The sequence below is a fragment of the Sphingomonas sp. genome (assembly GCF_017304635.1).
Taxonomy (GTDB): Bacteria; Pseudomonadota; Alphaproteobacteria; order Sphingomonadales; family Sphingomonadaceae; genus Sphingomonas.
On record NZ_JAFKMA010000004.1, the window covers coordinates 319330 to 343509 of the forward strand.

Annotated in this window: 21 protein-coding genes; 12 read left to right on the forward strand and 9 right to left on the reverse strand. The window is 66.4% G+C overall.

Features of this window, described 5'->3' with window-relative positions; all coding sequences use genetic code 11:
* Positions 1-44 precede the first annotated feature (44 nt).
* Both J0I47_RS13370 and J0I47_RS13375 read left to right on the forward strand, forming a co-directional pair.
* Positions 45-1634, forward strand: coding sequence for a cisplatin damage response ATP-dependent DNA ligase (locus J0I47_RS13370; RefSeq protein WP_294047482.1), 1590 nt, complete (start codon positions 45-47; stop codon positions 1632-1634).
* Positions 1635-1757: 123 nt separating this feature from the next.
* Positions 1758-2309: a DUF1003 domain-containing protein gene (locus J0I47_RS13375; RefSeq protein ID WP_294047483.1), complete on the forward strand. Its 552-nt coding sequence runs from the start codon at positions 1758-1760 to the stop codon at positions 2307-2309.
* Positions 2310-2422: 113 nt separating this feature from the next.
* Here the strand turns inward: J0I47_RS13375 and J0I47_RS13380 are convergent, their stop codons facing one another.
* Positions 2423-3241 (reverse strand): cold-shock protein, encoded by an 819-nt coding sequence (locus J0I47_RS13380; RefSeq protein ID WP_294047484.1) that lies wholly within the window; start codon positions 3239-3241, stop codon positions 2423-2425.
* A 204-nt stretch (positions 3242-3445) separates the two neighbouring features.
* On the opposite strand from J0I47_RS13380, the gene J0I47_RS13385 reads away from it, so the two are divergent.
* The 6 genes from J0I47_RS13385 (at position 3446) to rpoN (ending at position 8733) form a co-directional block, all read left to right on the forward strand.
* Positions 3446-4246, forward strand: a complete 801-nt coding sequence (locus J0I47_RS13385) for a TerC family protein (protein WP_294047485.1) — start codon at positions 3446-3448, stop codon at positions 4244-4246.
* Positions 4247-4278: 32 nt separating this feature from the next.
* A complete protein-coding gene (locus J0I47_RS13390) occupies positions 4279-4899 on the forward strand; it encodes a ribonuclease D (RefSeq protein ID WP_294047486.1) in 621 nt (206 codons plus the stop codon).
* A 32-nt stretch (positions 4900-4931) separates the two neighbouring features.
* Positions 4932-5570 (forward strand): LPS export ABC transporter periplasmic protein LptC, encoded by a 639-nt coding sequence (lptC, locus tag J0I47_RS13395; protein ID WP_294047487.1) that lies wholly within the window; start codon positions 4932-4934, stop codon positions 5568-5570.
* A gap of 8 nt (positions 5571-5578) precedes the next feature.
* Positions 5579-6121 (forward strand): LptA/OstA family protein, encoded by a 543-nt coding sequence (locus J0I47_RS13400; protein WP_294047488.1) that lies wholly within the window; start codon positions 5579-5581, stop codon positions 6119-6121.
* 284 nt (positions 6122-6405) lie between these two features.
* Positions 6406-7128, forward strand: a complete 723-nt coding sequence (lptB, locus tag J0I47_RS13405; RefSeq protein WP_294047537.1) for an LPS export ABC transporter ATP-binding protein — start codon at positions 6406-6408, stop codon at positions 7126-7128.
* A 111-nt stretch (positions 7129-7239) separates the two neighbouring features.
* Complete coding sequence (rpoN, locus tag J0I47_RS13410) at positions 7240-8733, forward strand: RNA polymerase factor sigma-54 (RefSeq protein WP_294047489.1); 1494 nt, start codon at positions 7240-7242, stop codon at positions 8731-8733.
* 43 nt (positions 8734-8776) lie between these two features.
* Here the strand turns inward: rpoN and pdeM are convergent, their stop codons facing one another.
* Positions 8777-9439 carry a ligase-associated DNA damage response endonuclease PdeM gene (gene pdeM / locus J0I47_RS13415; RefSeq protein WP_294047490.1) on the reverse strand — a complete coding sequence of 221 codons (663 nt, stop codon included), beginning with the start codon at positions 9437-9439 and terminating at the stop codon, positions 8777-8779.
* A 125-nt stretch (positions 9440-9564) separates the two neighbouring features.
* Here pdeM and J0I47_RS13420 point away from each other — a divergent pair, with 125 nt between their 5' ends.
* Entirely contained in the window at positions 9565-11514 is a 1950-nt protein-coding gene (locus J0I47_RS13420; RefSeq protein ID WP_294047491.1) for a potassium transporter Kup, read from the forward strand.
* A gap of 68 nt (positions 11515-11582) precedes the next feature.
* Here J0I47_RS13420 and J0I47_RS13425 read toward each other — a convergent pair whose 3' ends face one another.
* The 3 genes from J0I47_RS13425 to J0I47_RS13435 are packed head-to-tail and all read right to left on the reverse strand — an operon-like array spanning position 11583 to position 16474.
* Positions 11583-12986, reverse strand: coding sequence for a M20/M25/M40 family metallo-hydrolase (locus J0I47_RS13425; RefSeq protein ID WP_294047492.1), 1404 nt, complete (start codon positions 12984-12986; stop codon positions 11583-11585).
* A 42-nt stretch (positions 12987-13028) separates the two neighbouring features.
* Positions 13029-14009 (reverse strand): aspartyl protease family protein, encoded by a 981-nt coding sequence (locus tag J0I47_RS13430; RefSeq protein WP_294047493.1) that lies wholly within the window; start codon positions 14007-14009, stop codon positions 13029-13031.
* A 56-nt stretch (positions 14010-14065) separates the two neighbouring features.
* Positions 14066-16474 carry a ligase-associated DNA damage response DEXH box helicase gene (locus tag J0I47_RS13435; protein WP_294047494.1) on the reverse strand — a complete coding sequence of 803 codons (2409 nt, stop codon included), beginning with the start codon at positions 16472-16474 and terminating at the stop codon, positions 14066-14068.
* A gap of 35 nt (positions 16475-16509) precedes the next feature.
* Between J0I47_RS13435 and J0I47_RS13440 the strand changes: the two genes are divergently transcribed.
* Together J0I47_RS13440 and J0I47_RS13445 are read left to right on the forward strand one after the other, a co-directional pair.
* Positions 16510-17508, forward strand: a complete 999-nt coding sequence (locus tag J0I47_RS13440; RefSeq protein WP_294047495.1) for a ligase-associated DNA damage response exonuclease — start codon at positions 16510-16512, stop codon at positions 17506-17508.
* Positions 17509-17585: 77 nt separating this feature from the next.
* Positions 17586-19253 carry a peptidase S10 gene (locus J0I47_RS13445; RefSeq protein ID WP_294047496.1) on the forward strand — a complete coding sequence of 556 codons (1668 nt, stop codon included), beginning with the start codon at positions 17586-17588 and terminating at the stop codon, positions 19251-19253.
* 66 nt (positions 19254-19319) lie between these two features.
* On the opposite strand, the gene msrA is transcribed toward J0I47_RS13445, so the two are convergent.
* The 4 genes from msrA to pabB form a co-directional block, all read right to left on the reverse strand.
* Positions 19320-19988, reverse strand: coding sequence for a peptide-methionine (S)-S-oxide reductase MsrA (msrA, locus tag J0I47_RS13450; protein ID WP_294047497.1), 669 nt, complete (start codon positions 19986-19988; stop codon positions 19320-19322).
* Positions 19989-20057: 69 nt separating this feature from the next.
* Positions 20058-20204 carry a hypothetical protein gene (locus J0I47_RS13455; RefSeq protein WP_294047498.1) on the reverse strand — a complete coding sequence of 49 codons (147 nt, stop codon included), beginning with the start codon at positions 20202-20204 and terminating at the stop codon, positions 20058-20060.
* 226 nt (positions 20205-20430) lie between these two features.
* A complete protein-coding gene (locus J0I47_RS13460; RefSeq protein ID WP_294047499.1) occupies positions 20431-21630 on the reverse strand; it encodes a pyridoxal phosphate-dependent aminotransferase in 1200 nt (399 codons plus the stop codon).
* Positions 21631-21663: 33 nt separating this feature from the next.
* Entirely contained in the window at positions 21664-23457 is a 1794-nt protein-coding gene (pabB, locus tag J0I47_RS13465; RefSeq protein ID WP_294047500.1) for an aminodeoxychorismate synthase component I, read from the reverse strand.
* Between the two features lie 53 nt (positions 23458-23510).
* Between pabB and J0I47_RS13470 the strand changes: the two genes are divergently transcribed.
* The gene (locus J0I47_RS13470; RefSeq protein ID WP_294047501.1) at positions 23511-24173 is read left to right on the forward strand and encodes an MBL fold metallo-hydrolase; all 663 of its coding nucleotides are present in this window, start codon (positions 23511-23513) and stop codon (positions 24171-24173) included.
* The last annotated feature ends 7 nt before the right edge of the window (positions 24174-24180 follow it).

The following is a 24180-nucleotide window of genomic DNA, read 5'->3' on the forward strand; positions in this document are numbered from 1 at the left end:
TAACGGGCGGCGGAACTCCTGGTTTCGCGCTCGGTTGACGTGGCATGCACGCCTTCGCGCAGCTTCTCGATTCGCTGATCTACACGCGGTCGCGCAACGCCAAGCTCAAGCTGATCGGCGATTACCTGAAGGCGACGCCCGATCCCGATCGCGGCTGGGCGATGGCGGCGCTGACCGGCGACCTCGATCTGCCGGCGGTCAAGCCCGCCGTGATCCGCGGCTTGATCGAGGCGCGCGTCGATCCCGTCCTGTTCCGGATGAGCCGCGATTATGTCGGCGACACGGCGGAGACGATCGCGCTGCTGTGGCCGGGCACCGACGATGGCGCCGGCGAGCCGCTGTCGGTGGCGGCGGTGGTCGATACGCTCAACACGCTGTCGCGGTCGGACGCCCCGGCCGCGCTTGCCGCGATGCTCGATCGGATGGATGCCGAGGAGCGGTTCGCGTTGCTCAAGATGGCGACCGGGGCGTTGCGCATCGGCGTGTCGGCGCGGCTGGCGAAGACGGCGCTGGCGCAGGCGTTCGGCGTCGCGGTCGATGCCGTCGAAGAAGTGTGGCACGCGATCCGCCCGCCCTATGCCGAATTGTTCGACTGGGTCGAGGGGCGGGGCGTACAGCCGACCGCCGCCGACGTGCCGGTGTTCCGCCCGTTCATGCTCGCCCATCCGCTCGAGGAATTGCGCGTCGACCTCACCGACTATGCCGCCGAGTGGAAGTGGGACGGTATCCGCGTGCAGCTTGTCCATGTCGGCGGCGAGACTCGGCTCTACAGCCGCGCGGGCGACGACATCACCGGGAGCTTCCCGGAGGTGGCAAGCGCGTTCGCGACGCCCGGCGTGCTCGACGGCGAGTTGATGGTGAAGGGCGAGGTGCAGGGCGGTGCGCTGGAGGAAGGCGGAGGGGCCGCAAGCTTCAACGCATTGCAACAGCGGCTGGGGCGCAAGATCGTGTCGGGCAAGATGCTGGCCGACTTCCCGGCGTTCGTGCGGCTGTACGACATCCTGTTCGATGGCGACGAGGATGTGCGTCCGCTGAGCTGGACCGACCGCCGCCATCGACTGGAGACGTTCGCTGCGCGGCTCGACCCTGACCGATTCGACGTCAGCGCGCTGATCGACGCCGCCGACTTCAAAGCCCTGGAGGAGATCCGCGCCGGTGCCCGCGACGCCGCGATCGAGGGCGTGATGCTCAAGCGACGCGATTCTGATTACGTCGCCGGCCGCCGCACCGGATTGTGGTACAAATGGAAGCGCGACCCGCTCACCGCCGATTGCGTGATGATGTATGCGCAGCGCGGCAACGGCCGCCGCTCGTCCTATTACAGCGACTATACGTTCGGGTGCTGGACCGATGATGGCGAATTGCTGCCGGTCGGCAAGGCCTATTCGGGGATCACCGACGACGAATTAAAGATGCTCGACAGCTTCGTGCGCAACCACACGCTCAACCGCTTTGGCCCGGTGCGCGAGGTCGAGAAGACGCTGGTGCTCGAGGTCGCATTTGATTCGATCCATGAATCGAAACGCCACAAATCGGGCGTCGCGATGCGCTTTCCGCGTATCCACCGCATCCGTACCGACAAGCCGGCGGCGGAGGCGGACCGACTGGACACCCTGCGGCGAATGGTGACGTGACCGGATGACGCGGTTCCGACAGCGCTGTTATCGGCGGCGATAGCCCCGCCCGATACCATCACGAAAATCATTGAGGGCGCGCCTGCTCCCGGCTTATCGTCGGAACGGCAGACGGAGTTGGCTATGCAGATCACACGTCCCCCTCAGGAGTTGCAGGAAGCGGAGAAGAAGCTGCTCGCAGACCTCCGGCATCTGCGACGGACGGCGCGCGAGGCGCATGTCGCCGATCCGACCGCCCGCCAGCTGACGCTGGGCCAGCGGATCGCCGATGCCGTTGCTGCGACGATGGGATCGTGGCGATTCATCATCATCCAGTCGGCGGTGCTGCTCTTCTGGATCGTGTTGAACATCACCGTCTTCATCGAGCATTGGGACCCCTATCCGTTCATTCTGCTCAATCTCGCGCTGTCGTTTCAGGCCGCCTATGCGGCGCCGTTCATCATGATGAGTCAGAATCGTCAGCAGGACATCGATCGCGTTGCGGCCGAGAACGACTACAAGATCAACATCAAGGCGGAGCTGGAGATCGAGGCGTTGCACGACAAGCTGGACCAGCTGCGCGAAACCGAAGTCCTCTACCTTACCAAGGCCGTTCAGGAACTGACCGAATTGTTGAACCGGTCGGGCATTTGCGCGCCGCCGGCCGATCAGGGGATGTCAAAGTCGGGCGATTGATTCCGGATGCGTCCTGATCGTCCCGCCTGACGAAGCGGAAGGACGGAGCAAAGAAAAACCCGGCCCGCGCGGTTGCGCGGACCGGGTATTTTCTCAGGGCTATCGCCGAAGTCTTACGACTGCAGCGGCGTCAGGTTCACGGCCGCATATTTGCCGCGGCGATTGTCGACCTCGAGCTCGAACTCGAGCCGGTCGCCCTCGTTGAGGTTGGTCATGCCGGCACGCTCGACCGCCGAGATGTGAACGAACGCGTCGGGCTGGCCGTCGTCGCGCTGGATGAAGCCGAAGCCCTTCATCGCGTTGAAGAACTTGACCGTGCCGGTCGCCTTCTCGCCAGTCAGCTCGCGGCCACCGCCGCCACCGCCGCGCGGCGCGGCGTCGCGGTCGCGCGGCGGACCGCGGTCGGTCACCGGCATCGGCTCGCCGTCGATCTTGAGGTCGGTCGCCGAGATGCGGCCGCCACGATCGACGAGGGTGAAGCCGAGCGGCTGCCCCTCGGCCAAACCGGTCAGGCCGGCCTGCTCGACCGCGCTGATGTGAACGAACACGTCCTCGCCGCCGTCATCGCGAACGACGAAGCCGAAACCCTTCTGGGCGTTGAAGAACTTGACCACGCCAGTGCCCTCGCCGACGACCTGCGGGGGCATGCCGCCACCGCCGCCGCCACGGAACCCGCCGCCGCCACCGCCGCCACGGAAACCACCACCGCCGCCGCCGCCGAAGCCGCCGCCTCCACCACCGAAGCCGCCACCGCCGCCGCGATAGCCACCACCGCCGCCGCCACCGCCGAAGCGATCGCCGCCGCCGAAACCACCACCACCGAAGTCGCCGCCGCCGAAGCCGCCGCCGAAATCGTCACCGCCACCGAAACTGTCGCGCTTGTCCCGGCCGCGCCCACCACGGTTGCCGCGGCCACCTTTATCGAAACTCATGCCCTGTTCGTCTTTCCGGTCCGCCCAATCGATCATTCAAGGACCCAAACGCCGGACGACGGACGCAGCCCTTCGAGCGCAGACATAGCGCCTCTATCGTCATCTATCGCAAAGACGGGGGATTCGCGAACGAAATCGTCGCTGTTCTGGCGCTTTCGGTCGCGATACTTGCGCGAATGTTGCCCAGGAGGCACAGCATCGGGCATGTCGATCCTCGAATTGCTCGCCAGTCCAGCCGCCTGGGCGGCGCTCGTCACGCTGATCGTGATGGAGATCGTGCTGGGCATCGACAATCTGATCTTCATCTCGATCCTGTCGAACAAGCTGCCGGAAGACGTGCGGACACGCGCGCGGCGCGTGGGGATCGGGCTCGCCCTCGTCATGCGCCTCGCGCTGCTGACCGGGATCGCCTGGATCATCAGCCTGAAGACGACGGTGTTCGACCTGGGGATTTCGGGCGCGCTCGACGAGCATGGCGTGCCGGCGTTCGAGACGGCGTTTTCGTGGAAGGACCTGATCCTGCTCGCGGGCGGGCTGTTCCTGGTGTGGAAGGCGACGACCGAGATCCACCATTCGGTCGACGACGATTCGCCGGGCGAGGAAAAGGGCGTCGGCAAGGCGGTGTCGCTGACCTTCACCGGCGCGATCGTGCAGATCATCCTGCTCGACATCGTCTTCTCGATCGATTCGATCCTGACCGCGGTCGGCATGACCGAATACGTCCAGATCATGTACGTCGCCGTCGTCGTCGCGGTCGGCGTGATGCTGATCGCGGCCGATCCGCTCGCCAATTTCATCGCGCGCAACCCATCGGTGGTGATGCTGGCGCTCGGCTTCCTGCTGATGATCGGGATGGTGCTGATCGGCGAGAGTTTCGGGGCGCATATTCCCAAAGGCTATATCTACACCGCGATGGGATTCTCGGCAGCGGTGGAGATGCTCAACATCTGGAGCCGCAACGCCCGCGCCCGGCGCGACGGCGCGGGGCGCGCGCCCGGCCATTGAGCGTTAAGCCGCAAGCGACTAGGCGCTGAGCGATGGCAGTACATCTATACGAAGAAGACATTCCCGCCGGCCTGTTCGCCGATGGCGCGGCGATCGCGGTCGATACCGAGACGATGGGCCTCATCACCCCGCGCGACCGGCTGTGCCTGGTGCAATTGTCGGACGGCGGCCCCGACGAGCATCTGGTGCGCTTTGCGCCGGGCAGCGATTACGCGGCGCCCAATCTGAAGGCGTTGCTGAGCGACCGCTCGCGCGTGAAGCTTTATCACTTCGCCCGGTTCGACGTCGCCGCGCTCAAACATTATCTCGGGATCGAGGCCGGGCCGATCTATTGCACCAAGATCGCGTCGCGGCTGGTGCGCACGTACACCGACCGCCACGGGCTGAAGGAACTGGTACGCGAACTGCTCGGCTTCGACATTTCCAAGCAGCAGCAATCGTCCGACTGGGGCGGGCCGGAACTGAGCGAGGCGCAAAAGGATTATGCCGCGTCCGACGTGCGGTTCCTCCATCGCCTGCGCGACGAGCTCGACCGCCGGCTGGCGCGCGAGGGCCGCACTTCGCTGGCGCAGGCGTGCTTCGACTTCCTGCCGGCGCGTGCCGAGCTCGACCTGGCCGGCTGGCCCGAAATCGATATCTTCGCGCATGCCTGATGGCTCGCATCTAGCGGTAGTGGGGATGGCGCGTGTCTGAACTCGCGCGGGACATCCGGTCCAAGCGCCAGCATTGGGCGGCGCCGGGGAGCAACCACGACCACCTCGTCGCGACGCTGCGCATCGTGCTGCCCGCCGCGGTCGGCGTGGTCGCGGCGATGATGGTGTTCCTGCCGCTGACGCACGGGCAGGAAGTCAGCTTCGTGCTCGACAAGAACAAGGTCGAGGTATCGAAGGAACGTTTGAAGGTGCAGACGGCGAGCTATCGCGGGCAGGACAACAAGGGCCAGCCGTTCCTGCTGACCGCGGAAAGCGCGCTGCAGAAGAGTGCGAAGGACCCGATCATCGCCATGCAGACGCTGGCCGCGCAGTTGCAGATGACCGACGGTCCCGCGACGTTGCGGGCGCCGGGCGGGCGGTTCAACCCGACCAACCAGCAAGTCGCGATCGACGGGCCGATCACCTTCGCCGGACCCAAGGGCTACAGCCTGCAAACCAACGCAGCGACGCTCGACCTGAAGGCCAAGACGATGCAGAGCGAAGGCGGTGTTACCGGTACGGTGAGACAAGGAACCTTCTCCGCCGATTCGATGCATGCCGATCTCGACAACCGCTCGGTCAGCCTGGACGGTCACGCGCGCTTGCGCATCGACCCGCGACGCGCGAGATAGGCTCCGACATGCGTATTGCCCTTCCCCTGATCGTCCTGGCCGCGACGGCCGGCGCCACCGCCGCCGTGGCACAGCAACGCCACGACTCCAACGCGCCGCTCAACTTCGACGCCGGTCATATCGAGTTGCAGGACAAGCAGGGCCGCGCGATCCTGTCCGGCGGGGTCAAGGTGGTGCAGGCCGAAATGACGCTGACCGCGTCCAAGATGACGATCGCCTATTCGGGGCAGGCGCTCAACGGCGCGTCGCCCCAGGCCTCGCGCATCGATGCGTCGGGAAACGTGGTCGTGACGCGGCCCGACCAGACCGCGCGTGGCGCCTATGGCGTCTATGACATCAATCGTCGCACCGTCATCATGCTGGGCGGCGTCACGCTGACGCAGGGCGGCAATACCGTGAGCGGCAGTCGCCTGACGATCAACCTCGATACCGGCAAGGCGGTGATCGACGGCGGCAGCGGCGCGGTCGGTGGCACGCCGGGGACGACCTCGAGCTCGGGCGGCCGCGTGACGGGCACGTTCACGGTGCCCAAGCGCAACGACAGCAAATAGGCCGGCGATCGCGCGACGGCGGATTGGGGTATATGGAACACCGCTGCCCGACCCGACCGAATTTCACGCGAAATCGACCGAAACTCGCATCGAATCGCCAAAAAGTCGCGGATCGTCGCGCGCGCGCTTTCGCCGGGTCCACCCACGCGCTAGGGCACATGCAGGAACCCTGCCAGATGGTCCGGCGGTAATCTTTCGCTAACCATCGAGCGGGCAGAGATGGAGCCGCCATGAACGACGTTGCGACCCTGACCCCGCCCGAGCCGATCGCCGCCGCCCCAACGATGAACGGGCTGTCGGTCGTGTCGATCGCCAAGAGCTACGACAAGCGCGTGGTGCTGACCGACGTGTCGCTGTCGGTCGGCAAGGGCGAGGTGATCGGCCTGCTCGGCCCCAACGGCGCGGGCAAGACGACATGCTTCTATTCGGTGATGGGGCTGGTGAAACCCGATTCGGGTCGCGTCATGCTCGACGGCGACGACATCACCGGCCTGCCGATGTACCGCCGCGCGATCTTGGGCCTCGGCTACCTGCCCCAGGAAACCTCGATCTTCCGCGGCCTGAGCGTGGAGAAGAACATCCTCGCGGTGCTCGAACTTGCCGAACCCGACAAGGCCGCGCGGGCCAAGCGGCTCGACCAGTTGCTCGAGGAATTCGGCCTCACGCGGCTGCGCGACGCCCCGGCGATGGCGCTGTCGGGCGGTGAGCGCCGCCGGGCGGAGATCGCGCGCGCGCTGGCCGCCAATCCGTCGATCATGCTGCTCGACGAGCCATTCGCCGGGATCGACCCCTTGTCGATCAGCGACATCCGCGACCTGATCGTCGAGTTGAAGAAGCGCGGCATCGGCGTGCTCATCACCGACCACAACGTACGCGAGACGCTCGACATCGTCGATCGTGGCTACATCATCTATGACGGCCGCGTGCTGTTCGCCGGATCGCCCGCCGAACTAGTCGCGGACGAGAATGTGCGCCGCCTCTATTTGGGCGAGAGTTTCTCGCTGTAGCCATGCGGTTGACCTCTTTCATCGTCGTCCCGGCGCAGGCCGGGACCGCTGGGTGGGGTTCGGTATTCTCGCCGCCGGCGGCCCCGGCCCGCGCCGGGGCGACGCACTGAGATGAGTCTCGCCCCGCGCCTCGATCTCCGGCAGTCGCAATCTTTGGTGATGACGCCGCAGTTGCAGCAGGCGATCCGCCTGCTCGCGCTGTCGAACCTGGAGATCGAGGGGTTCATCGCCGAGGAGATCGAGCGCAACCCGCTGCTCGACAGCGCGGCGCCCGAGGGCGATGCGCCGGTCGCCGAACCCGAACCGGTCGTCGCGACCGACGAGCCGGTCGGCGCCGACGCGTTGCTCAACGGGGAGGGCACCGGCGAAGCGGCGCTCGACGTCGATTTCGCGGCGGAGAGCTTCCACCACGACAGTGCGACCGATCAGGCGGGGATCGACGGCTCGCTGGGGATGAACGGCGCGAGCAGCGGCGGCATGCCCGAGGACGGTCCTGATCTCGACGCCTTGGCCGATACCTCGCTCAGCCTCGCCGACCATCTGTTGCATCAGGCGGGCGAGGTGCTCGACGGGCGCGCTCTGTTCGTGGCGCAGCATCTGATCGATCTGATCGACGAGGCGGGGTATCTCCAGACCTCGCTGCTCGACGTGGCCACGCGCCTCAACGTGCCGCTGGTCGAGGTCGAGCGCGTGCTCGGCACGATTCAGACTTTCGATCCGACCGGGGTCGGCGCGCGCGACTTGGCCGAATGTCTCGCGCTCCAGGCGAAGGAGGCGGATCGCTACGACCCGTGCATGGCGCGGCTGATCGATCATCTCGACCTCGTCGCGCGCGGCGACCTCGCCCGTTTGCGGCGGCTGTGCAACGTCGACGACGAGGATCTGGCGGACATGATCCGCGAATTGCGCAACTACGACCCCAAGCCCGGTTGCCGGTTCGGCGGCGAGGCGATGCAGGCGGTGACCCCCGACCTGTTCGTCGCGCGGCGCAAGTCGGGTTGGGCGATCGAGATCAACGCCGCCACGCTGCCGCGCGTGCTGGTCAATCGCTCCTATTATGTCGAGCTGTCGGCGGGGCCGCAGGACAAGGCGTCGAAGGCGTGGCTGGGCGACATGCTCGCCAGCGCCAACTGGCTGGTGAAGGCGCTCGATCAGCGCCAGCGTACGATCATCAAGGTCGCGACCGAGATCGTGAAGCAACAGGAAGCGTTCTTCCTCCACGGCGTCGCGCATCTGAGACCGATGACGTTGCGTCAGGTCGCGGATGCGATCGAGATGCACGAGTCGACCGTCAGCCGCGTGACGTCGAACAAGTATCTGAGTTGCGCGCGTGGGCTGTTCGAGCTCAAATATTTCTTCACCTCGGCGATCCAGGCGGCCGATGGCGGCGACGCGGTGTCGGCGGAAGCGGTGAAGGCGGCGATCCGCGCGTTGATCTCGGCGGAGGAGCCGAAGGCGATCCTGTCGGACGACACGCTCGTCGACCTGCTCAACGCCAAGGGCTTCGGCATCGCCCGCCGCACCGTCGCCAAATATCGCGAGGCGATGGGCATCGGCAGCTCGGTCCAGCGCCGCCGGCAGAAGGCGTTGGCGAGGGCGGGATAAGTATTACGATCCGCGACGGAGCGGCGCGCTAGAAGGGTCTCTCTCAGGCCGCCAGTGGAAACCGTAGCAGCCGGTCCGCGACCGGCACCAATGCTTCGCCCGACCGCCCGATCGCCTTGACGATCGCCGGGTGGTGGACGTCGAGCCCGCCGGTCAGCGCGCCGAGCGCGGGCAGGATCAGCTTGCGGCCGGTCGCGATGAAGCAGCGGCGCGATACCAGTTTGCCGCGCACGCGCACGCGCAATTTCGGGTGGAAATGCCCCGACAGTTCGGGCCGCGCGTCGGCGGGATCGGCCTCGTGCCGCAGCACCAGTCCTTCGACCAGCGCCTCGTCGATCACCTCGCCGCCGCACGGATCGCCGATCGAGCGGTCGTGGTTGCCGACCACCCACACCCAGCGGCATCCGTCGGTCAGCGTGCGCAGCCGCACCTGCTCGGTCGCCGGCAATCGCTCGCACCCGCGCACGTCATGGAAACTGTCACCCAGACACCAGATTTCGGCGGGTTGCAGTTGCGCGACCAACCGCTCGACCGCGTCCAGCGTCGCCGCGCTGTCATAGGGCGGCAGCATCTGCCCGAAGCTCGCGAACCAGCTTGCTTTCTCGAAATGCAGATCGGCCAGGATCAGGGCGCGCCGGGCCGGCCAGAACAGCGCGCCGTCGGCCAGCGCGGCGAGTTCGTGACCGGCGAACGAAAAGCGAACCATGGCCCCGCCCTTGCCGCATTCGAGTCGCGGGATCAACAGGTTAGGTGCGGCGCAATAAAAGCGTTTGCCTGACGCCCCGACAGGCGTAAAGCGCGCCGTCCAATCACGGCAGGCCATCGTCGTCAATGTCGTCCGCGTCGTCCGATTCCGGCTCCTCCCATCACGTCGTCGCCAAGTCCGCGCTGTTCGGACTGACGGTCGGCGCGATCGGCGTGGTGTTCGGCGACATCGGCACCAGCCCACTTTATGCTTTCCGCGAGGCGCTGAAGCTGACCGCCGACGACGGGCTGGTGGCGAGCGAAATCTTCGGCGTGCTCAGCATGGCCCTGTGGTCGCTGTTTCTGGTGGTGACGGTCAAATACGTCATCTTCCTGATGCGCGCCGACAATCAGGGTGAGGGCGGCGTGCTGGCGCTGGCGGCGCTCGCGCGGCGCGCGCTCGGCTGGCGGTCGATGACGGCGATCGTGCTGGGCGCGGCGGGCGCCAGCCTGTTCTACGGCGATGCGATGATTACCCCGGCGCTGTCGGTGCTGTCCGCGATCGAGGGCCTGCGCACGTTGCCCGGCATGCAGAACGCGATCAGTGAGGGGACGATCATGGCGATTACCATCGCCATCCTGGTCGGACTGTTCCTGATCCAGTCGCACGGCACCGCGCGCGTCTCCACCTTGTTCGGCCCGGTCTGCATCCTGTGGTTCTTGGTCATCGGCGCGCTCGGCGCGTGGCACATTGCCGACGAGCCCAACATTCTGGGCGCGATCAACCCGGCGCACGCGGTCGCCTTCCTCGCGCATCACGGCACGCTCGGGCTGTTCGTGCTGGGCGCGGTGTTCCTGACGGTGACGGGCGCCGAGGCGCTGACTGCCGACATGGGGCATTTCGGGCCGCTGCCGATCCGCATCGGCTGGTTCGTGCTGGTCGCGCCGGCACTCTGTCTGAATTATTTCGGGCAGGGCGCCTACGCGCTTAAGTCGCTCGAGCTGATCCAGGCGTCGGGACGGGCATTCGGGCCGAACGACAATGCCGACTGGTTCTTCCTGATGGCGCCCGATGCGTTCCGCCCGTGGCTGGTCGGGTTGGCGACGCTGGCGACGATCATCGCCAGCCAGGCGGTCATCACCGGTGCCTATTCGTTGACGCAGCAGGCGGTACAGCTCGGCCTGTTGCCGCGGCTGCGGGTGCGCAACACCTCCGCCGATTATGCCGGACAGATCTACCTGCCGTCGGTCAACTGGCTGCTGCTGATCGGCATCCTGGTGCTGGTGATCCAGTTCCGCAATTCGTCGGACATGGCCGCAGCTTACGGGATCGCGGTGACCGGGACGATGGTCATCACCACGTGCCTCGCCTACATCGTCGTGCGGCATCGCTGGAACTGGCCGCGGCATTGGGCGATCGCATTGATCGCGCCGTTCCTGACGCTCGACCTGATCTTCTTCGGCGCCAACATCCTGCGCGTGATCGAGGGCGGCTGGGTGCCGCTGGTGATCGCCGCGGCGATCGGTTTCGTCATCTACACCTGGGTGCGCGGCAAGAGCATCGTGCGCACGTTCGAACAGCGCCAGAGCGTGCCGCTCGCCGACTTGGCCGCCGCGCTCGCGCGCCGCGGGCCGGAGCGAGTCGAGGGCACCGCGATCTTCCTGACCGGCAATCCGGAGGCAGCACCCGGCGCGCTGCTCCACAACCTCAAGCACAACAAGGTGCTCCACGCCGCCAATCTGATCGCGACGGTGAAGACCGCCGATCGCCCGCAGATCGACGACGCCGACCGGTTGGTCATCACGCGGCTCGACGACAATTTCACCAGCATCGTGTTGCGCTACGGCTTCATGGAAAGTCCCGACGTGCCGGCCGACCTGCAAACGGCGGCCAAAGCCGGGCTGCTCGCGCTCGATCCGATGAAGGCGAGCTATTTCATCGGGCGCAACACGCTGAAGGCCGATGCCGAGGTCGGCATGCCGATCTGGCAGGACCGCATCTTCATGTTCCTGCAACGCAATGCGAGCGACCCCACCGACTTCCTGCGCATCCCGCCAGGCAAGGTGCTGGAGCTGGGCGAGCAGGTGACGGTCTAGGTTCGTCGCAGCGGAACAGCGCCGCTATTCCGCACATGGCGGCGAACCCAGCCGGGTGCCGCTGTCGGTCAGCCGGCATACGCCTTCAACAGATCGTACAGGTAATCACGCCCGGCATAGAGCGACTCCACCCGGATCCGCTCGTTCAGCCCGTGGATGCCGCCCATGTCGGAATCGATGAACACGCCCGGCGCGCCATAGACGGGGATGCCGATCGCCTCCAGGAAGATGCCGTCGGTCGCCCCGGTCGACATCGACGGTAGCATCGGCACCCCGGGGAAATATCTGTCGGCCAGCGTCTTCATCGGACCGGTGATCTTCGGGTCGAGCTTGGGCGGAATACCGATCGGGCGGATCGGGGTGTTGGCAGTCACCCTCACCTTCGGCCCGGCCAGTTCCTTCAGCTTCGCGAGCGTGGCATCGACCGTCTCGCCGGGAAAGATGCGGCAATTGATGTTGGCGGTCGCCCGTTGCGGTAGCGCATTCTCGGCATGGCCCGCGCTCAGCAGCGTCGCGACGCAGGTCGTGCGCAGCGTCGAGTGCATCGCCTTGTCCATGCTGACGATCCTGTCGGCCGCAGCGTCGTTGGGGTTGGCGAGCAGCGTCCGGATCGCATCGCTCATCGGCTTCGGCGTGGTCGCCGCACCCGCGACGGCGGTGAAGAACGCGCGTGTCGTGTCGGTGAAGCGGATCGGGAATTCGTAGCGCCGCACCGCCTCGACCGCGTCGGCCAGTTCGTAGATCGCGTTGTCGGGCACCGGCTGCGACGAATGGCCGCCGGGATTGGTCGTGGTGAACGTGAAATTCTGCGCGGCCTTCTCCCCGACCTGGATCGCGAGCATCTCGCGTTTGCCGCTCTTGTCGTAGCGGCCGCCGCCGCCTTCGTTCAGCGCGAATTCGGCGGCGATTAGATCGGGCTTGTTCTTGGCCAGCCATTCGGCACCGTTGAACGCGAAGGTCGTCTCCTCACCGCAGGTCAGCGCGAGCTTGATCGTCCGCTTCGGGCGATAGCCGGTCTGCTTGAACCGGATCATCGCATCCGCCCAGATCGCCGCCATCGCCTTGTCGTCGACGGTGCCGCGGCCGTAATAATAGCCGCCTTCCTCGGTCAGCTTGAACGGATCGCGCACCCAATCCTCACGCTTGGCGGCGACGACATCGATGTGCGCAAGCAACAGGATCGGCTTCGCGCGGGCGTCGCTGCCGGGCAGGATCGCGACCAGACCGCCGTCCTTGGGATGCTCCGGCACGGAAAACAACGTGATGTCGCGGTCGCTATACCCCGCCGCCTTCAGCCGTGCCGCGACTTGGCCCGCCGCCTGCGTGCAGCTGCCGACATCGACCACCGTATTGGTCTCGACCAGTTCCTTGTAGAGATCGAAGAACGGCTTCTGATCGGGCCGCGCCTGCGCATGGGCGGTCGATCCCAACAGGACGGCGGCAAGGGCAAACACACGGCCGATCGGCTTCATCAACGTCTCCGGGCTGGATCGAAAGTTACAGGCAAGTCCCCGTCAGATTCCCCGGGGTGCGGAATCGGGGACCGATCCGCGGGGCATGGTGAACATCACTTCGCGATTGGCGAAGTCGATCCGCACGCGGCGGAACAGCCGGAGCGTGTCCATCCCCAGCATGATCGCCGGCGTCTTGGACAGGCCGAAGCGTTCGAACGGCTTGGCGTCGGCGAATGCGAGCGGCACGTGATCGAACCGAATGCCGCCGATCTCGATCCAATCGACCAATCCGCGCTCGGCCTGCAAGGAAGCACCGGTAGCCGACAGCAAAGCGACCTGCTGAGCGTCCTGCGGCGGCGTCTTCAATATGTTACGCAGGGCGCTATTGCCGATCGTGACTTGCGAACCGGTATCGACCACCACCGAGATGCGTTTGCCGTGATAGCGCGCATCGGTGACGATCAGCTGGCCGTACATGTTTTTCGCACGTACCACGATGTCGCCGGGATCGTAATGCTGGACGCGGCGACTGGAGGGTTTCAGCGTCATTTCGTTGCGGTCGAAATCGATCAGCACGACATGCCCCTTCAGCGCGTCGATACCGATCATGCCGGCCGCGCCAAGATTGGCGGTCTCCATCATCGGCGCTTCGATCGGCGGGCTGGCGATCCGGCTGACCGACAGGCTGGGGATCAGCGCGGTCGGGACGTTGGTGATGTTCGCCATCGCGGTGACTCGCACCGCCCGCCCGGGCGACAGCGTCAGCTGATCGGCGAGCTGGCGCGAGATCACGGTGCGTTCGGCCCCGGTATCGACGATGAAGTGGAAGGGACCGTTCTTGGCGATCGAGACCGGCACCGTCATCCGCCGCTCGTCGTTGCCGAACACGATCAGCGAGCCGCTATCGGTCGTGGGAGCCGTCGCCGAGCCGGGGGTTGGGGACGTTGCGGTGGCGACAGGCGGGGTCGCGGACTGCGTCTGCGCGACGACTGGTCCGGCCACGGCGCCCAGCAAGGCGGCAAAGGCCCATCCCCTCTTCATTATGACATGGAGAATACGCCTCATTTGGGCGTACTCAAAGCGAATAATCGAGGCGTCTAATCCAGCCGCATCGCTTCCTGCGCCAGTGCTTCTGCCTCGACCAGCAGCGCGTCGTCGGCGAGGCCGGTCGCCACCTTCTCGCGCCCGATCAGCGTCAGCACCGGCACGGCTAGCGGCGACACGCGGTCGAGGTCGACATGCACCATCGTGTCGGCGGCGCGATCGAGCAGGTCGGCGAGCCGCCCGACATCGGTCATTCGCGCGCGGGCATCGGCCCACGCGGCCTGGAGCAGCAGGTGGCCGGGCTCATACTTGCGTAGCACGTCGTAGATCAGGTCGGTCGAGAAGGTGACCTGCTTGCCCGTCTTGCGCTTGCCCGGATGCTGGCGCTCGACCAGCCCGCCGATCACCGCGACCTCGCGGAACGCGCGCTTGAGCAAGTGCGATTGCTGCACCCAGTCGACGAACTCATGTTCGAGGATGTCGGCCGAAAACAACGCCGCCGGGTCGGTCACCTTTTCCAGACCGTAACAGGCGATCGCATAGTCGTTGGCGACGAAACCGAGCGGTTTCAGCCCCATCGTCTCCATCCTTCGCGTTACCAGCATGCCGAGCGACTGGTGCGCGTTCCACCCTTCGAAGCTGTAGGCGACCAAGTACTGCCGCCCCTCGCGCGGGAAGGTCTCGACCAGCAATTGCCCGGGTTCGGGCAGTTGCGAGCGAACCGATTGCACCTCCAGCCATTCGCGCACGTCGTCGGGGAAACGCTGCCACTCCTGCGGATCGGCCAGGAATCGCCGCACGCGGTCGGCGAGGTTGGTCGACAGCGGCATTCGCGCCCCGCCATAGGTCGGGATCCGCGCCGGCCGCGTCGAGGCGCGCACCAACAGATCCTCGGTGTCGATGCGGATCACCTCGCAACTGATCCCCGCGAAGAAGAAGGTGTCGCCGGGGCTGAGCGTCGCGGCGAACCCTTCCTCGACCTTGCCCAGCAGCCGCCCGTTCTTGAACCGCACGTTGAGCATCGTCGCCTCGACGATGATCCCGGCGTTGAGACGGTGCTGCGTCACGAACCGCGGATGGCTGACACGCCAGGTGCCGTCCGGGTCTTCGGCCAACCGCTTGAATCGGTCGTACGCTTTCAGCGCATAGCCGCCGTCGCGGATGAAGCCGAGCACGCGATCGAACGTTTCCGCATCGAGTGCCGAATAGGGCAGCGCCGACTGGATTTCGGGCAGCAGGTCGGCGGCGCGGAACGGCGCGGCGCACGCACACGCCATGATGTGCTGCGCCAGCACGTCGAGGCTGCCGGTGCGGAACGGATCACTGTCGAGCGCCCCCTCCTCGACCGCGTCGAGCGCGGCGCGCGCCTCCAGATATTCGAAGCGATTGCCGGGAACGAGGATCGCCTCCGACGATTCGTCGAGCCGGTGGTTGGCGCGACCGATCCGCTGCAACAGTCGCGACGATCCCTTCGGCGCCCCCATCTGGATCACGCAATCGACGTCGCCCCAGTCGACACCCAGATCGAGGCTGGCGGTCGCGACCAGCGCGCGCAGTCGGCCGTCCGCCATCGCCCCCTCGACCTTGCGCCGCGCTTCCTTCGAGAGACTGCCATGGTGGATGCCGATCGGCAGCGACATCGCGTTCGCCTTCCAGAGGTCCTGGAAGATCAGTTCGGCGAGGCTGCGCGTGTTGCAGAAGACGATCGTCGTGCGATGCGTCTCGATCTCCGCCATCACCTGCTCGGCGGCATAGCGGCCCGAATGGCCCGACCACGGCACGCGACCCTCAGGCAACAGGATGGCGATGTTGGGATCGGCGCCGGGCTCGCCCAGCACCAGCTCGACCGCATCGATGTCGCCGTCGGGCGCGACCCAGGCGCGATAGGCGTCGGGGTCCGCGACCGTCGCCGACAAGGCGACGCGGCGAAGGTCCGGTGCGATCCGCTGCAACCGTGCCATGCATAGGCTGAGCAGGTCGCCGCGCTTGCCCGTGGCGAAGGCGTGAACTTCGTCGACCACGATCCGCTTGAGCCCGGCGAACAACAGGAAACTGTCGGGATAACTTAGCAGCAGCGACAGCGATTCGGGCGTGATCAGCAGGATGTTGGGCGGCTTGACTCGCTGCCGCGCCTTGCGATCGCTCGGCGTGTCGCCGGTGCGGGTCTCGACCCGGATGTCGAGACCCATCTGCTCGATCGGCGTCAGCAGGTTGCGCTGGACGTCGACCGCCAGCGCCTTGAGCGGCGAGACGTAGAGCGTGTGGAGAACGTCGGTCGGCGTCTCGATCAGCTCGGCGAGCGTCGGCAGGAACCCTGCGAGCGTCTTCCCCGCGCCCGTTGCCGCGACCAGCAGCGCATGTCGCCCCCCACGCGCCGCCGCCAGCATCTCCAATTGATGCCGCCGCGGCCGCCACCCGCGCGCGGCGAACCAATCGGTCAAGGGCTGAGGAAGGTCGATCACTGGGAACTCAAAAGCATCCCATCCATATAGGATGCATGGCCAAGCTCGGCGACTGGATCGATCCCAAGCCTCAGGGCATCTACGTCAAGCCGGCCGATGCGTGGATCGACCCGTCGGTCCCGTCCCCTCGCGCCCTCGTCACGCACGGCCATGCCGATCATGCCCGCGGCGGGCACCAGGCGGTGTGGGCGACGCCCGAGACGCTGGCGATCATGGCGACACGTTATGGTCCGCAGACCGGCATCCCGGTCGATTATGGCGAGATCATCGACCTGAACGGCATCGAGGTCAGCTTCGTGCCTGCCGGCCACGTGCTCGGCTCGGCGCAGATCGTGCTCCGCCATCGCGGCGAGACCGTCGTCGTGTCGGGTGACTACAAGCGCCGCCCCGACCCGACCTGCGCGCGGTTCGAGCCGGTCAAATGCGACATCTTCGTCACCGAAGCGACTTTCGGCCTTCCCGTGTTCCGCCATCCGGAAACGCATGACGAGATGGACAAATTGCTCGCGACTCTCCGCGCCAATCCGGAGCGGTGCGTGGTCGTCGGCGCCTATGCGCTTGGCAAGGCGCAACGCGTGATCCGCGAACTGCGCGACATGGGGTTCGACGATCCGATCTACATCCACGGCGCGTTGCAGCGACTGTGCGACCTGTATGTCGAGCTCGGCGTCGACCTGGGCGAGCTTCGCCCCGCAACCGGCGTCGCCAAGGCCGAACTGCAAGGCCGGATCGTCATATGCCCGCCCAGCGCGCTGAACGATCGCTGGTCGCGCCGCTTGCCTGACCCGATCACCGCGATGGCATCGGGGTGGATGCGCGTCCGCCAGCGCGCGCGGCAGAAACTGGTCGAACTCCCGCTGATCCTCTCCGACCACGCCGACTGGGACGAACTGACCGAAACCCTGCTCGAGATCGCGCCGAAGGAGGTGTGGGTGACGCACGGCCGCGAGGAAGCGCTGATCCACTGGTGCATGACGCGCCAGATCAAGGCGCGCGCGTTGGCGCTGGTCGGGTACGAGGACGAAGACGACTGATTTCCGGCACTTGCCAAGTGCCCTGCTTGGCCGCATCGATAGCGACAACGTCTTTGTCCCAATCGAAAGGCCTGCCGATGCGGTTCGCTCACTCCCTTGCCATGTTACTGCTGGCCGCAACCGCCATGCCGGCGGTCGCACAGGACTCGCCGTCGTCCGGCGGCGGCAAGGGGTCGGACAAGAGCGTCACCCAGACCAACGCCGACAAGGTCAAGGCCGAAGCTGAGGCCGCTTACGCGAACGCGCCGGTCGTCGAGCAGGAAGTGAAGAGCCGGGGCTCGGTCGCGATCGACGGGCGCGCCTATCCCTACACGGCGACCGCGGGCACGCTGACGCTGCGCGATATCGAGGGCAAGCCGACCGCGAGCATGTTCTACACCGCCTATACGCTCGACGGCATGCGGCCGGGGACGAAGCGGCCGGTGACTTTTTTCTACAATGGCGGGCCGGGCAGCCCGACCTTCTGGCTGCGCATGGGATCGTTCGGGCCGGTCCGGCTGAAGACCGCCAATCCCGAATTCATCAAGCCGGCCCCCTACGATGTCGGCCCCAATCCGGACTCGCTGCTCGACAGGACCGATATGGTATTCCTGGACGCGATCGGTACCGGCTATTCGCGGCCGCTCGGCGACATGAAGCCGGGGCAATTCTACGGCGTCGACGAGGATGCCGATGCGTTCGCCAAGGCGATCCTGCGCTACGTGTCCAAATATGGACGGTGGAACAGCCCGAAATTCCTGTTCGGCGAGAGCTACGGCACGCTGCGGTCGGGGGCGCTCGCATACCAGTTGCAGGATCGCGGGATGGCGCTGAACGGCGTCGTGCTGTTGTCCTCGATCATGAACTACGGATATCGCCAGCCCGGCCTCGACGAAGTCTACATCAATTATCTGCCGAGCTTCGCGGCAACGGCCTGGTACCATAATCGCCTCGCCAACCGTCCGGCAGATGTCGCGACCGTCGTTGCCCAGGCGCGTGCCTTCGCGGCGGGCCCCTACGCCACCGCGCTCGCCAAGGGTCAGTCGATCAGCGAAGCCGAGGAGGACGCGGTCGCCAGCCAGATGAGCCAGTTGATCGGGCTCAGCCCGGAATTCATCAAACGCGCCAACCTGCGCATCGATCTGCCGCGGTTCCAGAAGGAACTGCTGCGCGACCGTCGCCAGACGATCGGCCGCTTCGACGCGCGCTACACCGGCGTGGACACCGACGCCGCCGGCGACAGCCCGGAGACCGATGCGTCGTCCGATGCCATCTCCGGCGCGTTCATCGCGTCGTTCAACGACTATGTGACGACGACGTTGGGCTACAAGACCGACCTGCCCTATCGCCTGTCGGCACGTGACGCCGCCGGGTGGGACTGGAACTGGAAGCACCGCGCTCCGGTGCGCGGATTCGGCGGTCAGCAGAACAATCCCAATACTGCCGTCGATCTCGGCGCGGCGATGCGCGCGAACCCGTATCTCAAGGTACTGTCGCTCAACGGCTATTACGACATGGCGACGCCGTTCTTCGGCACCGAAAACGATCTCGGCCACATGATGCTGGAGCGTAACCAGCAGCCCAATCTGAGCTTTCGCTATTACCCCGCCGGGCATATGGTCTATCTGAATCCCGACGCGCTGCACCAGATGCGGACCGATCTCGATCGCTGGTACGACGAAGCGGTGAGCGAGGCGCGCAGCGCGACTCCGCCCACGCCGCCGTCGCTCGGCAGCGGTCGTCAGGACAGCAGGACGCCGAACTGACGGGTCGTGTTCGTTCGATTAACGCCGCGTCGCCTTCGTTCGGCGCGGCGTCCTGGCGATCTGCCGTCAGCTCGCGAGTTGCGGGAAGGCGGCCTTGAACGCGGCGACCTTCGGCTTGTCCCAGTGCACGATGTACGGGTGGTTGGGGTTCTTGTCGTAGAAGTTCTGGTGATACGCCTCGGCCGGGTAGAAGCGGCCCGTCTCCAGCTTGGTCACGATCGGACGCGGGAATGACCTCGCCGCGCTCAATTGCGCGATGTATGCGGCCGCGACCGCGCGTTGCGCCGGATTCTGCGGGAAGATCGCCGAGCGGTAGCTGGGGCCGGTGTCGGGGCCCTGGCGGTTGAGCTGGGTCGGATCGTGCGCGATCGAGAAATAGACGCGGAGCAACGTGCCGTAGCTTACCCGTTTCGGATCGTAGGTGATGCGGACCGCCTCGGCATGGCCGGTCGTCTCGGTCGAGACGCGGTCGTAGGTGGCATCGCCCGCACCACCCCCGGCATAGCCCGCGGTCACGTTGGTGACGCCCTTCACCCGCTCGAACACGGCCTCCATCCCCCAGAAGCAGCCGCCGGCGAATACGGCGACATGGGGCTGGTCGGCGGCGGGGACATCGTGCGCGGGCGCGGCGATCGGCACCGCGCGTTCGGCCGCGGCGGGGGCGCTCGATACCAGGAAGGCGCCAACGGCCAAGGTCGCGGCGGCGGCAGTCAGGGGAACGGCGAACTTGCTCATGATCTCAGCCTCTTCGATGCTCGCGCACGATATAGGAACGCGAGCGGCGAGGCCAAGGATGCGGGGTAATCAGCGGGCGGCGGTGATCGCGATCGGGCTGGCAGCGGGCACCACCGGCTCGGCGGTCGCCGGATGCAGCGCGAGCACGCCGACGCCACCGGCGACGAAGCCGCCGAGGAAACGCCACAGGGTGGCGGACTTGATAAGATGTTTCATCGGTCGGTCCCTTCTTCCGGCCGCGAGGTGGCGAATTCGACCCTCGCTTCAACCATCAAGAAGTGAACAATAGGTTTCCGGAACTGAACGCGCCGTGGCGAGGACGTTAATCTTGGGTTCGGCACCGGCCCGCTCCCCCACCCGACCTCCCATATGATACTGCCGTGGGAGGTCGGGTGGGGGAGCGGGCCGGTGCCGCCCGTTCGGCGTCAGCCGAACCTAAGAGTCACCGCAGCGCGGCGCACGCCGTCTGGATCCGCTCGCACGCCTCGCGCAGCATGTCGTCCGAGGTGGCGTAGCTGATCCGCATCGCCGGCGATACGCCGAACGCTTCGCCCTGCACTGCGGCGACCCGGGCATCGTCGAGCAAATAGCCGACGAAATCCTCGTCGGTGGCGATCGTCCTGCCGGCGGGCGTCGCCTTGCCGATCAGGCCGGAAATGTCGGGATAGACGTAGAACGCGCCCTCGGGTCGCGGGCAGCGGATGCCGGTCGCCTGGTTCAGCATCGACACCACCAGGTCGCGGCGCGACTGGAACAGGGCGGCATTGTCCTTCAGGAACGCCTGGTCGCCGGTCAGCGCGGCGACCGATGCAGCCTGTGCGATCGAACAGGGGTTGCTGGTCGATTGCGACTGCAACTTGGCCATCGCTTTGATGAGCCAGGCGGGGCCGCCGGCGAACCCGATCCGCCAGCCGGTCATCGCATAGGCCTTCGAACAGCCGTTCGCGGTCAACGTGCGATCGTAGAGCGACGGGCACACCTGCGCGATCGTCGTGAAGGCGAAATCGTCGAACACGATGTGCTCGTACATGTCGTCGGCATAGATCCAGACGTGCGGATGGCGTTCGAGCACGGCACCGATCGCGCGCAGCTCCTCGGCTGTATAGGCGGCGCCGGTCGGATTGGACGGCGAGTTCAGGATGACCCACTTGGTGACGGGGGTGATCGCCGCCTCGAGCTGGTCGGGACGCAGCTTGTAGCCCTGATCGGCGCCCGCCGCGACGAACACCGGCGTGCCCCCCGCGACCAGCACGACGTCGGGATAGCTGACCCAGTACGGCGCCGGCACGATGACTTCGTCGCCCGGATCGAGCGTCGCCATCATCGCGTTGAACAGGGTGTGCTTGCCGCCCGAATTCACGCTGATCTGCGCGGGCGAATAATCGAGCGCGTTGTCGCGCTTGAACTTCAGCGCGATCGCTTCCTTCAACTCGGGCGTACCGTCGACATTGGTGTATTTGGTCTGGCCGTCGCGGATCGCCTTGATCGCGGCTTCCTTGATGAAGTCGGGCGTGTCGAAGTCGGGCTCGCCGGCGCCCAGGCCGATCACGTCGATTCCGGCGCGCTTCATTTCCTGCACACGGCTGGTGATTGCCAATGTCGGCGACGGCTTGATGCGATTGAGCGCAGCGGATGGTTGCATGGTCGGAACCCCCAAATGTCGGGGCGCCTATAATCAGGCCGGCTCCACCTTCGCAACCGCAACATGCGCGTGGATGAGACCGCGCAGGGCATTGCCGATCCAGAAACCGTCGGCGAGGTCGGCGCGCGTCAGCGGCGCCTCGACCGCGCGACCGTCCTCAATCAGCTCGGCGCGGAGCACGCCGGGAAGGAGACCGGCGGCCAGCGGTGGGGTCAGGAGCAGGCCGTCACGCTCGACGAACAGATCGGTGAAGCTGCCCTCGGTCAGCATGCCGTCCGCCTCGAACAGCACTTCGAACGTGCCCGATTCGTGGCGGGCATCGTCGTAGAAGGCACGGTCGCTGGTCTTGTGACGCAGGCGGTAATCGGTGGATGCGACCGGCAACGGCGCGATCGCGACCTCGACTCGTTCGACCGGCGCCGGCATCGGCGCGACCTCGATCGCGATCGCGCCCGACCGCGCGAGCAGCAACCGGATTCGCTTGGCCTCGCGCAGACGGAAAGTCGCCGCCTGCAATTCGTTGCGGGCATCGTGGCGGTCAAAGGCGAAGCCTAGCGCCAGTGCGCTCGCCTTCATCCGCGCAAGATGGCGTTCGAGGCGGAGGATGCCATCGATAGGGTCGAACGCCATCGTCTCGATCAGGTCGACGGTCGGCGCGCCGGCGGAGACGAAGGCGAGCTTGGCCAGTGCTTCGTCCCATTCTTCACTCTCGACCGAATCGGCGACGATGCCGCCCCCCGCGCCGACCACTGCTTCGGTCTCGCCGTCGGCCATCGCCAAGGTGCGGATCGCGACGTTGAACATCGCATCTCCGTCCGCGTCGATCCGCCCGATAGCGCCAGTGTAGATGCCGCGCGGCGCGCTCGATGCCTCGATCTCGGCCAGCGCCTGAATCGCGCGGATCTTGGGGGCGCCGGTGATCGATCCGCAGGGGAACAGCGCCGCGATCACATCGACAGCGTCGCGTTTCGGGTCCAACGTCGCAGTGATCGTCGACGTCATGGTGTGGATCGTCGGATAGGTCTCGACCGCAAACAGCTTAGGCACCGCGACACCGTGTGCGACCCGTGACACATCATTGCGGAGCAGGTCGACGATCATCAGGTTCTCGGCGCGCTGCTTGGCATCCTCGCGCAATTTCGCGGCGGCGGCGCGATCGGTATCGGGCGTCGCGCCACGACGCGCGGTGCCCTTCATCGGCCGGGCGGTCAGGCGATCGTCGTCGAGCGCGAAGAACAGTTCGGGCGACAGCGACAGCAGCCACTGCTCACCAGTCGCAACCACCGCGCCATAACCGGCCTGCGCCGTGGCGCGGAGCCGCGCGTAAGCGGCCAGCGGATCGCCCGCTATCGGTACCCGCGCGCGCCAGCTGAGGTTGGCCTGGTACAGGTCGCCCGCCTCGATCAGTGCCTTCGTTCGCGCAAAGCGATCGGCATAGGTCGCGCGATCGATATCGGGTCGCGGATCGCCGAGCCACGCGCCGGCCGGATCGGGGAGCAAGGCGGGCACGTCGGCCGGCGCGATCTCCTCGTAGTTTTCGAACAGCCCGAACCACAGCAACGGTAAATCGGGCGCGGGTAGGTCGCCAACCGCAGGCTCGAACGCCGCCGCGGCTTCATAGGCGAGATAGCCCGCCGCGTGCAGGCCGCGCTTGCCGGCAGCGCGCAGTCGTTCCAGCGCCGGCGCGACCTCGGCCACGTTCCGTGCCGCGATCACCTCGACCGGCCCCGGGTACAGCCGCGCCGGTGCTGCACCGGTCGCGCGGGCGTCGTCGAGCAGGACGAAGGGGCGGTCGCGAGCGATCACCAACCGGGCATGCCCCGCCATGGCGCGAGCCGCAAGCGCTTGCCGTGCCTCGCCTTCCCACGTACCGCCGCCGCATGGCCGATCCAGCGACGCCGCTCCGCGCGGTCATCATCCCCGTCACCCCACTCCAGCAGAATTGCACCTTGCTGTGGTGCACCGCGACGATGCGCGGCGCGGTGGTCGATCCCGGCGGCGACGTGCCGCTCATCAAGTCGGCGATCGAGAAGCATGGTGTTACGGTCGAGAAGGTATTGATAACGCACGGCCATTTCGACCATGCGGCGGGCGCCGCGCAACTGGCCGAAGACCTCGGCGTCGCGATCGAGGGGCCGCACCCCGATGATAATTGGCTGCTCGAAAAGCTCGACGAAGACGGCTTGCGGTACGGCGTGCCGGGGCGGTCGTTCGTGCCGGCGCGCTGGCTCGACCAGGGCGATGCGGTGACGGTAGGCGAGCTCAGCTTTGCGGTGCACCACGCGCCCGGCCACACGCCGGGGCATGTCGTGTTCCACCACGCGCCGTCGAAGCTGGCGATCGTCGGCGACGTGCTGTTCCAAGGATCGATCGGCCGGACCGATTTCCCGCGCGGCGATCACCAGCAACTGGTCAACTCGATCGTCACGCGGCTGTGGCCAATGGGCGACGATACCGTGTTCCTGCCCGGCCACGGCCAGCCGAGCACGTTCGGCCAGGAACGGGCGAGCAACCCGTTCGTCGCCGATTCGGTGCTGGCCTAGACGGGTC

Excerpts from the sequence above, each read along its gene's own strand:
- J0I47_RS13370 (WP_294047482.1), top strand. The coding sequence starts at position 45 with ATGCACGCCTTCGCGCAGCTTCTCGATTCGCTGATCTACACGCGGTCG.
- J0I47_RS13375 (WP_294047483.1), top strand. The coding sequence starts at position 1,758 with ATGCAGATCACACGTCCCCCTCAGGAGTTGCAGGAAGCGGAGAAGAAG.
- J0I47_RS13380 (WP_294047484.1), bottom strand. The coding sequence starts at position 3,241 with ATGAGTTTCGATAAAGGTGGCCGCGGCAACCGTGGTGGGCGCGGCCGG.
- J0I47_RS13385 (WP_294047485.1), top strand. The coding sequence starts at position 3,446 with ATGTCGATCCTCGAATTGCTCGCCAGTCCAGCCGCCTGGGCGGCGCTC.
- J0I47_RS13390 (WP_294047486.1), top strand. The coding sequence starts at position 4,279 with ATGGCAGTACATCTATACGAAGAAGACATTCCCGCCGGCCTGTTCGCC.
- J0I47_RS13400 (WP_294047488.1), top strand. The coding sequence starts at position 5,579 with ATGCGTATTGCCCTTCCCCTGATCGTCCTGGCCGCGACGGCCGGCGCC.
- lptB (WP_294047537.1), top strand. The coding sequence starts at position 6,406 with ATGAACGGGCTGTCGGTCGTGTCGATCGCCAAGAGCTACGACAAGCGC.
- rpoN (WP_294047489.1), top strand. The coding sequence starts at position 7,240 with ATGAGTCTCGCCCCGCGCCTCGATCTCCGGCAGTCGCAATCTTTGGTG.
- pdeM (WP_294047490.1), bottom strand. The coding sequence starts at position 9,439 with ATGGTTCGCTTTTCGTTCGCCGGTCACGAACTCGCCGCGCTGGCCGAC.
- J0I47_RS13420 (WP_294047491.1), top strand. The coding sequence starts at position 9,565 with ATGTCGTCCGCGTCGTCCGATTCCGGCTCCTCCCATCACGTCGTCGCC.
- J0I47_RS13425 (WP_294047492.1), bottom strand. The coding sequence starts at position 12,986 with ATGAAGCCGATCGGCCGTGTGTTTGCCCTTGCCGCCGTCCTGTTGGGA.
- J0I47_RS13430 (WP_294047493.1), bottom strand. The coding sequence starts at position 14,009 with ATGAAGAGGGGATGGGCCTTTGCCGCCTTGCTGGGCGCCGTGGCCGGA.
- J0I47_RS13440 (WP_294047495.1), top strand. The coding sequence starts at position 16,510 with ATGGCCAAGCTCGGCGACTGGATCGATCCCAAGCCTCAGGGCATCTAC.
- J0I47_RS13445 (WP_294047496.1), top strand. The coding sequence starts at position 17,586 with ATGCGGTTCGCTCACTCCCTTGCCATGTTACTGCTGGCCGCAACCGCC.
- msrA (WP_294047497.1), bottom strand. The coding sequence starts at position 19,988 with ATGAGCAAGTTCGCCGTTCCCCTGACTGCCGCCGCCGCGACCTTGGCC.
- J0I47_RS13455 (WP_294047498.1), bottom strand. The coding sequence starts at position 20,204 with ATGAAACATCTTATCAAGTCCGCCACCCTGTGGCGTTTCCTCGGCGGC.
- J0I47_RS13460 (WP_294047499.1), bottom strand. The coding sequence starts at position 21,630 with ATGCAACCATCCGCTGCGCTCAATCGCATCAAGCCGTCGCCGACATTG.
- pabB (WP_294047500.1), bottom strand. The coding sequence starts at position 23,457 with ATGGCGGGGCATGCCCGGTTGGTGATCGCTCGCGACCGCCCCTTCGTC.
- J0I47_RS13470 (WP_294047501.1), top strand. The coding sequence starts at position 23,511 with ATGGCCGATCCAGCGACGCCGCTCCGCGCGGTCATCATCCCCGTCACC.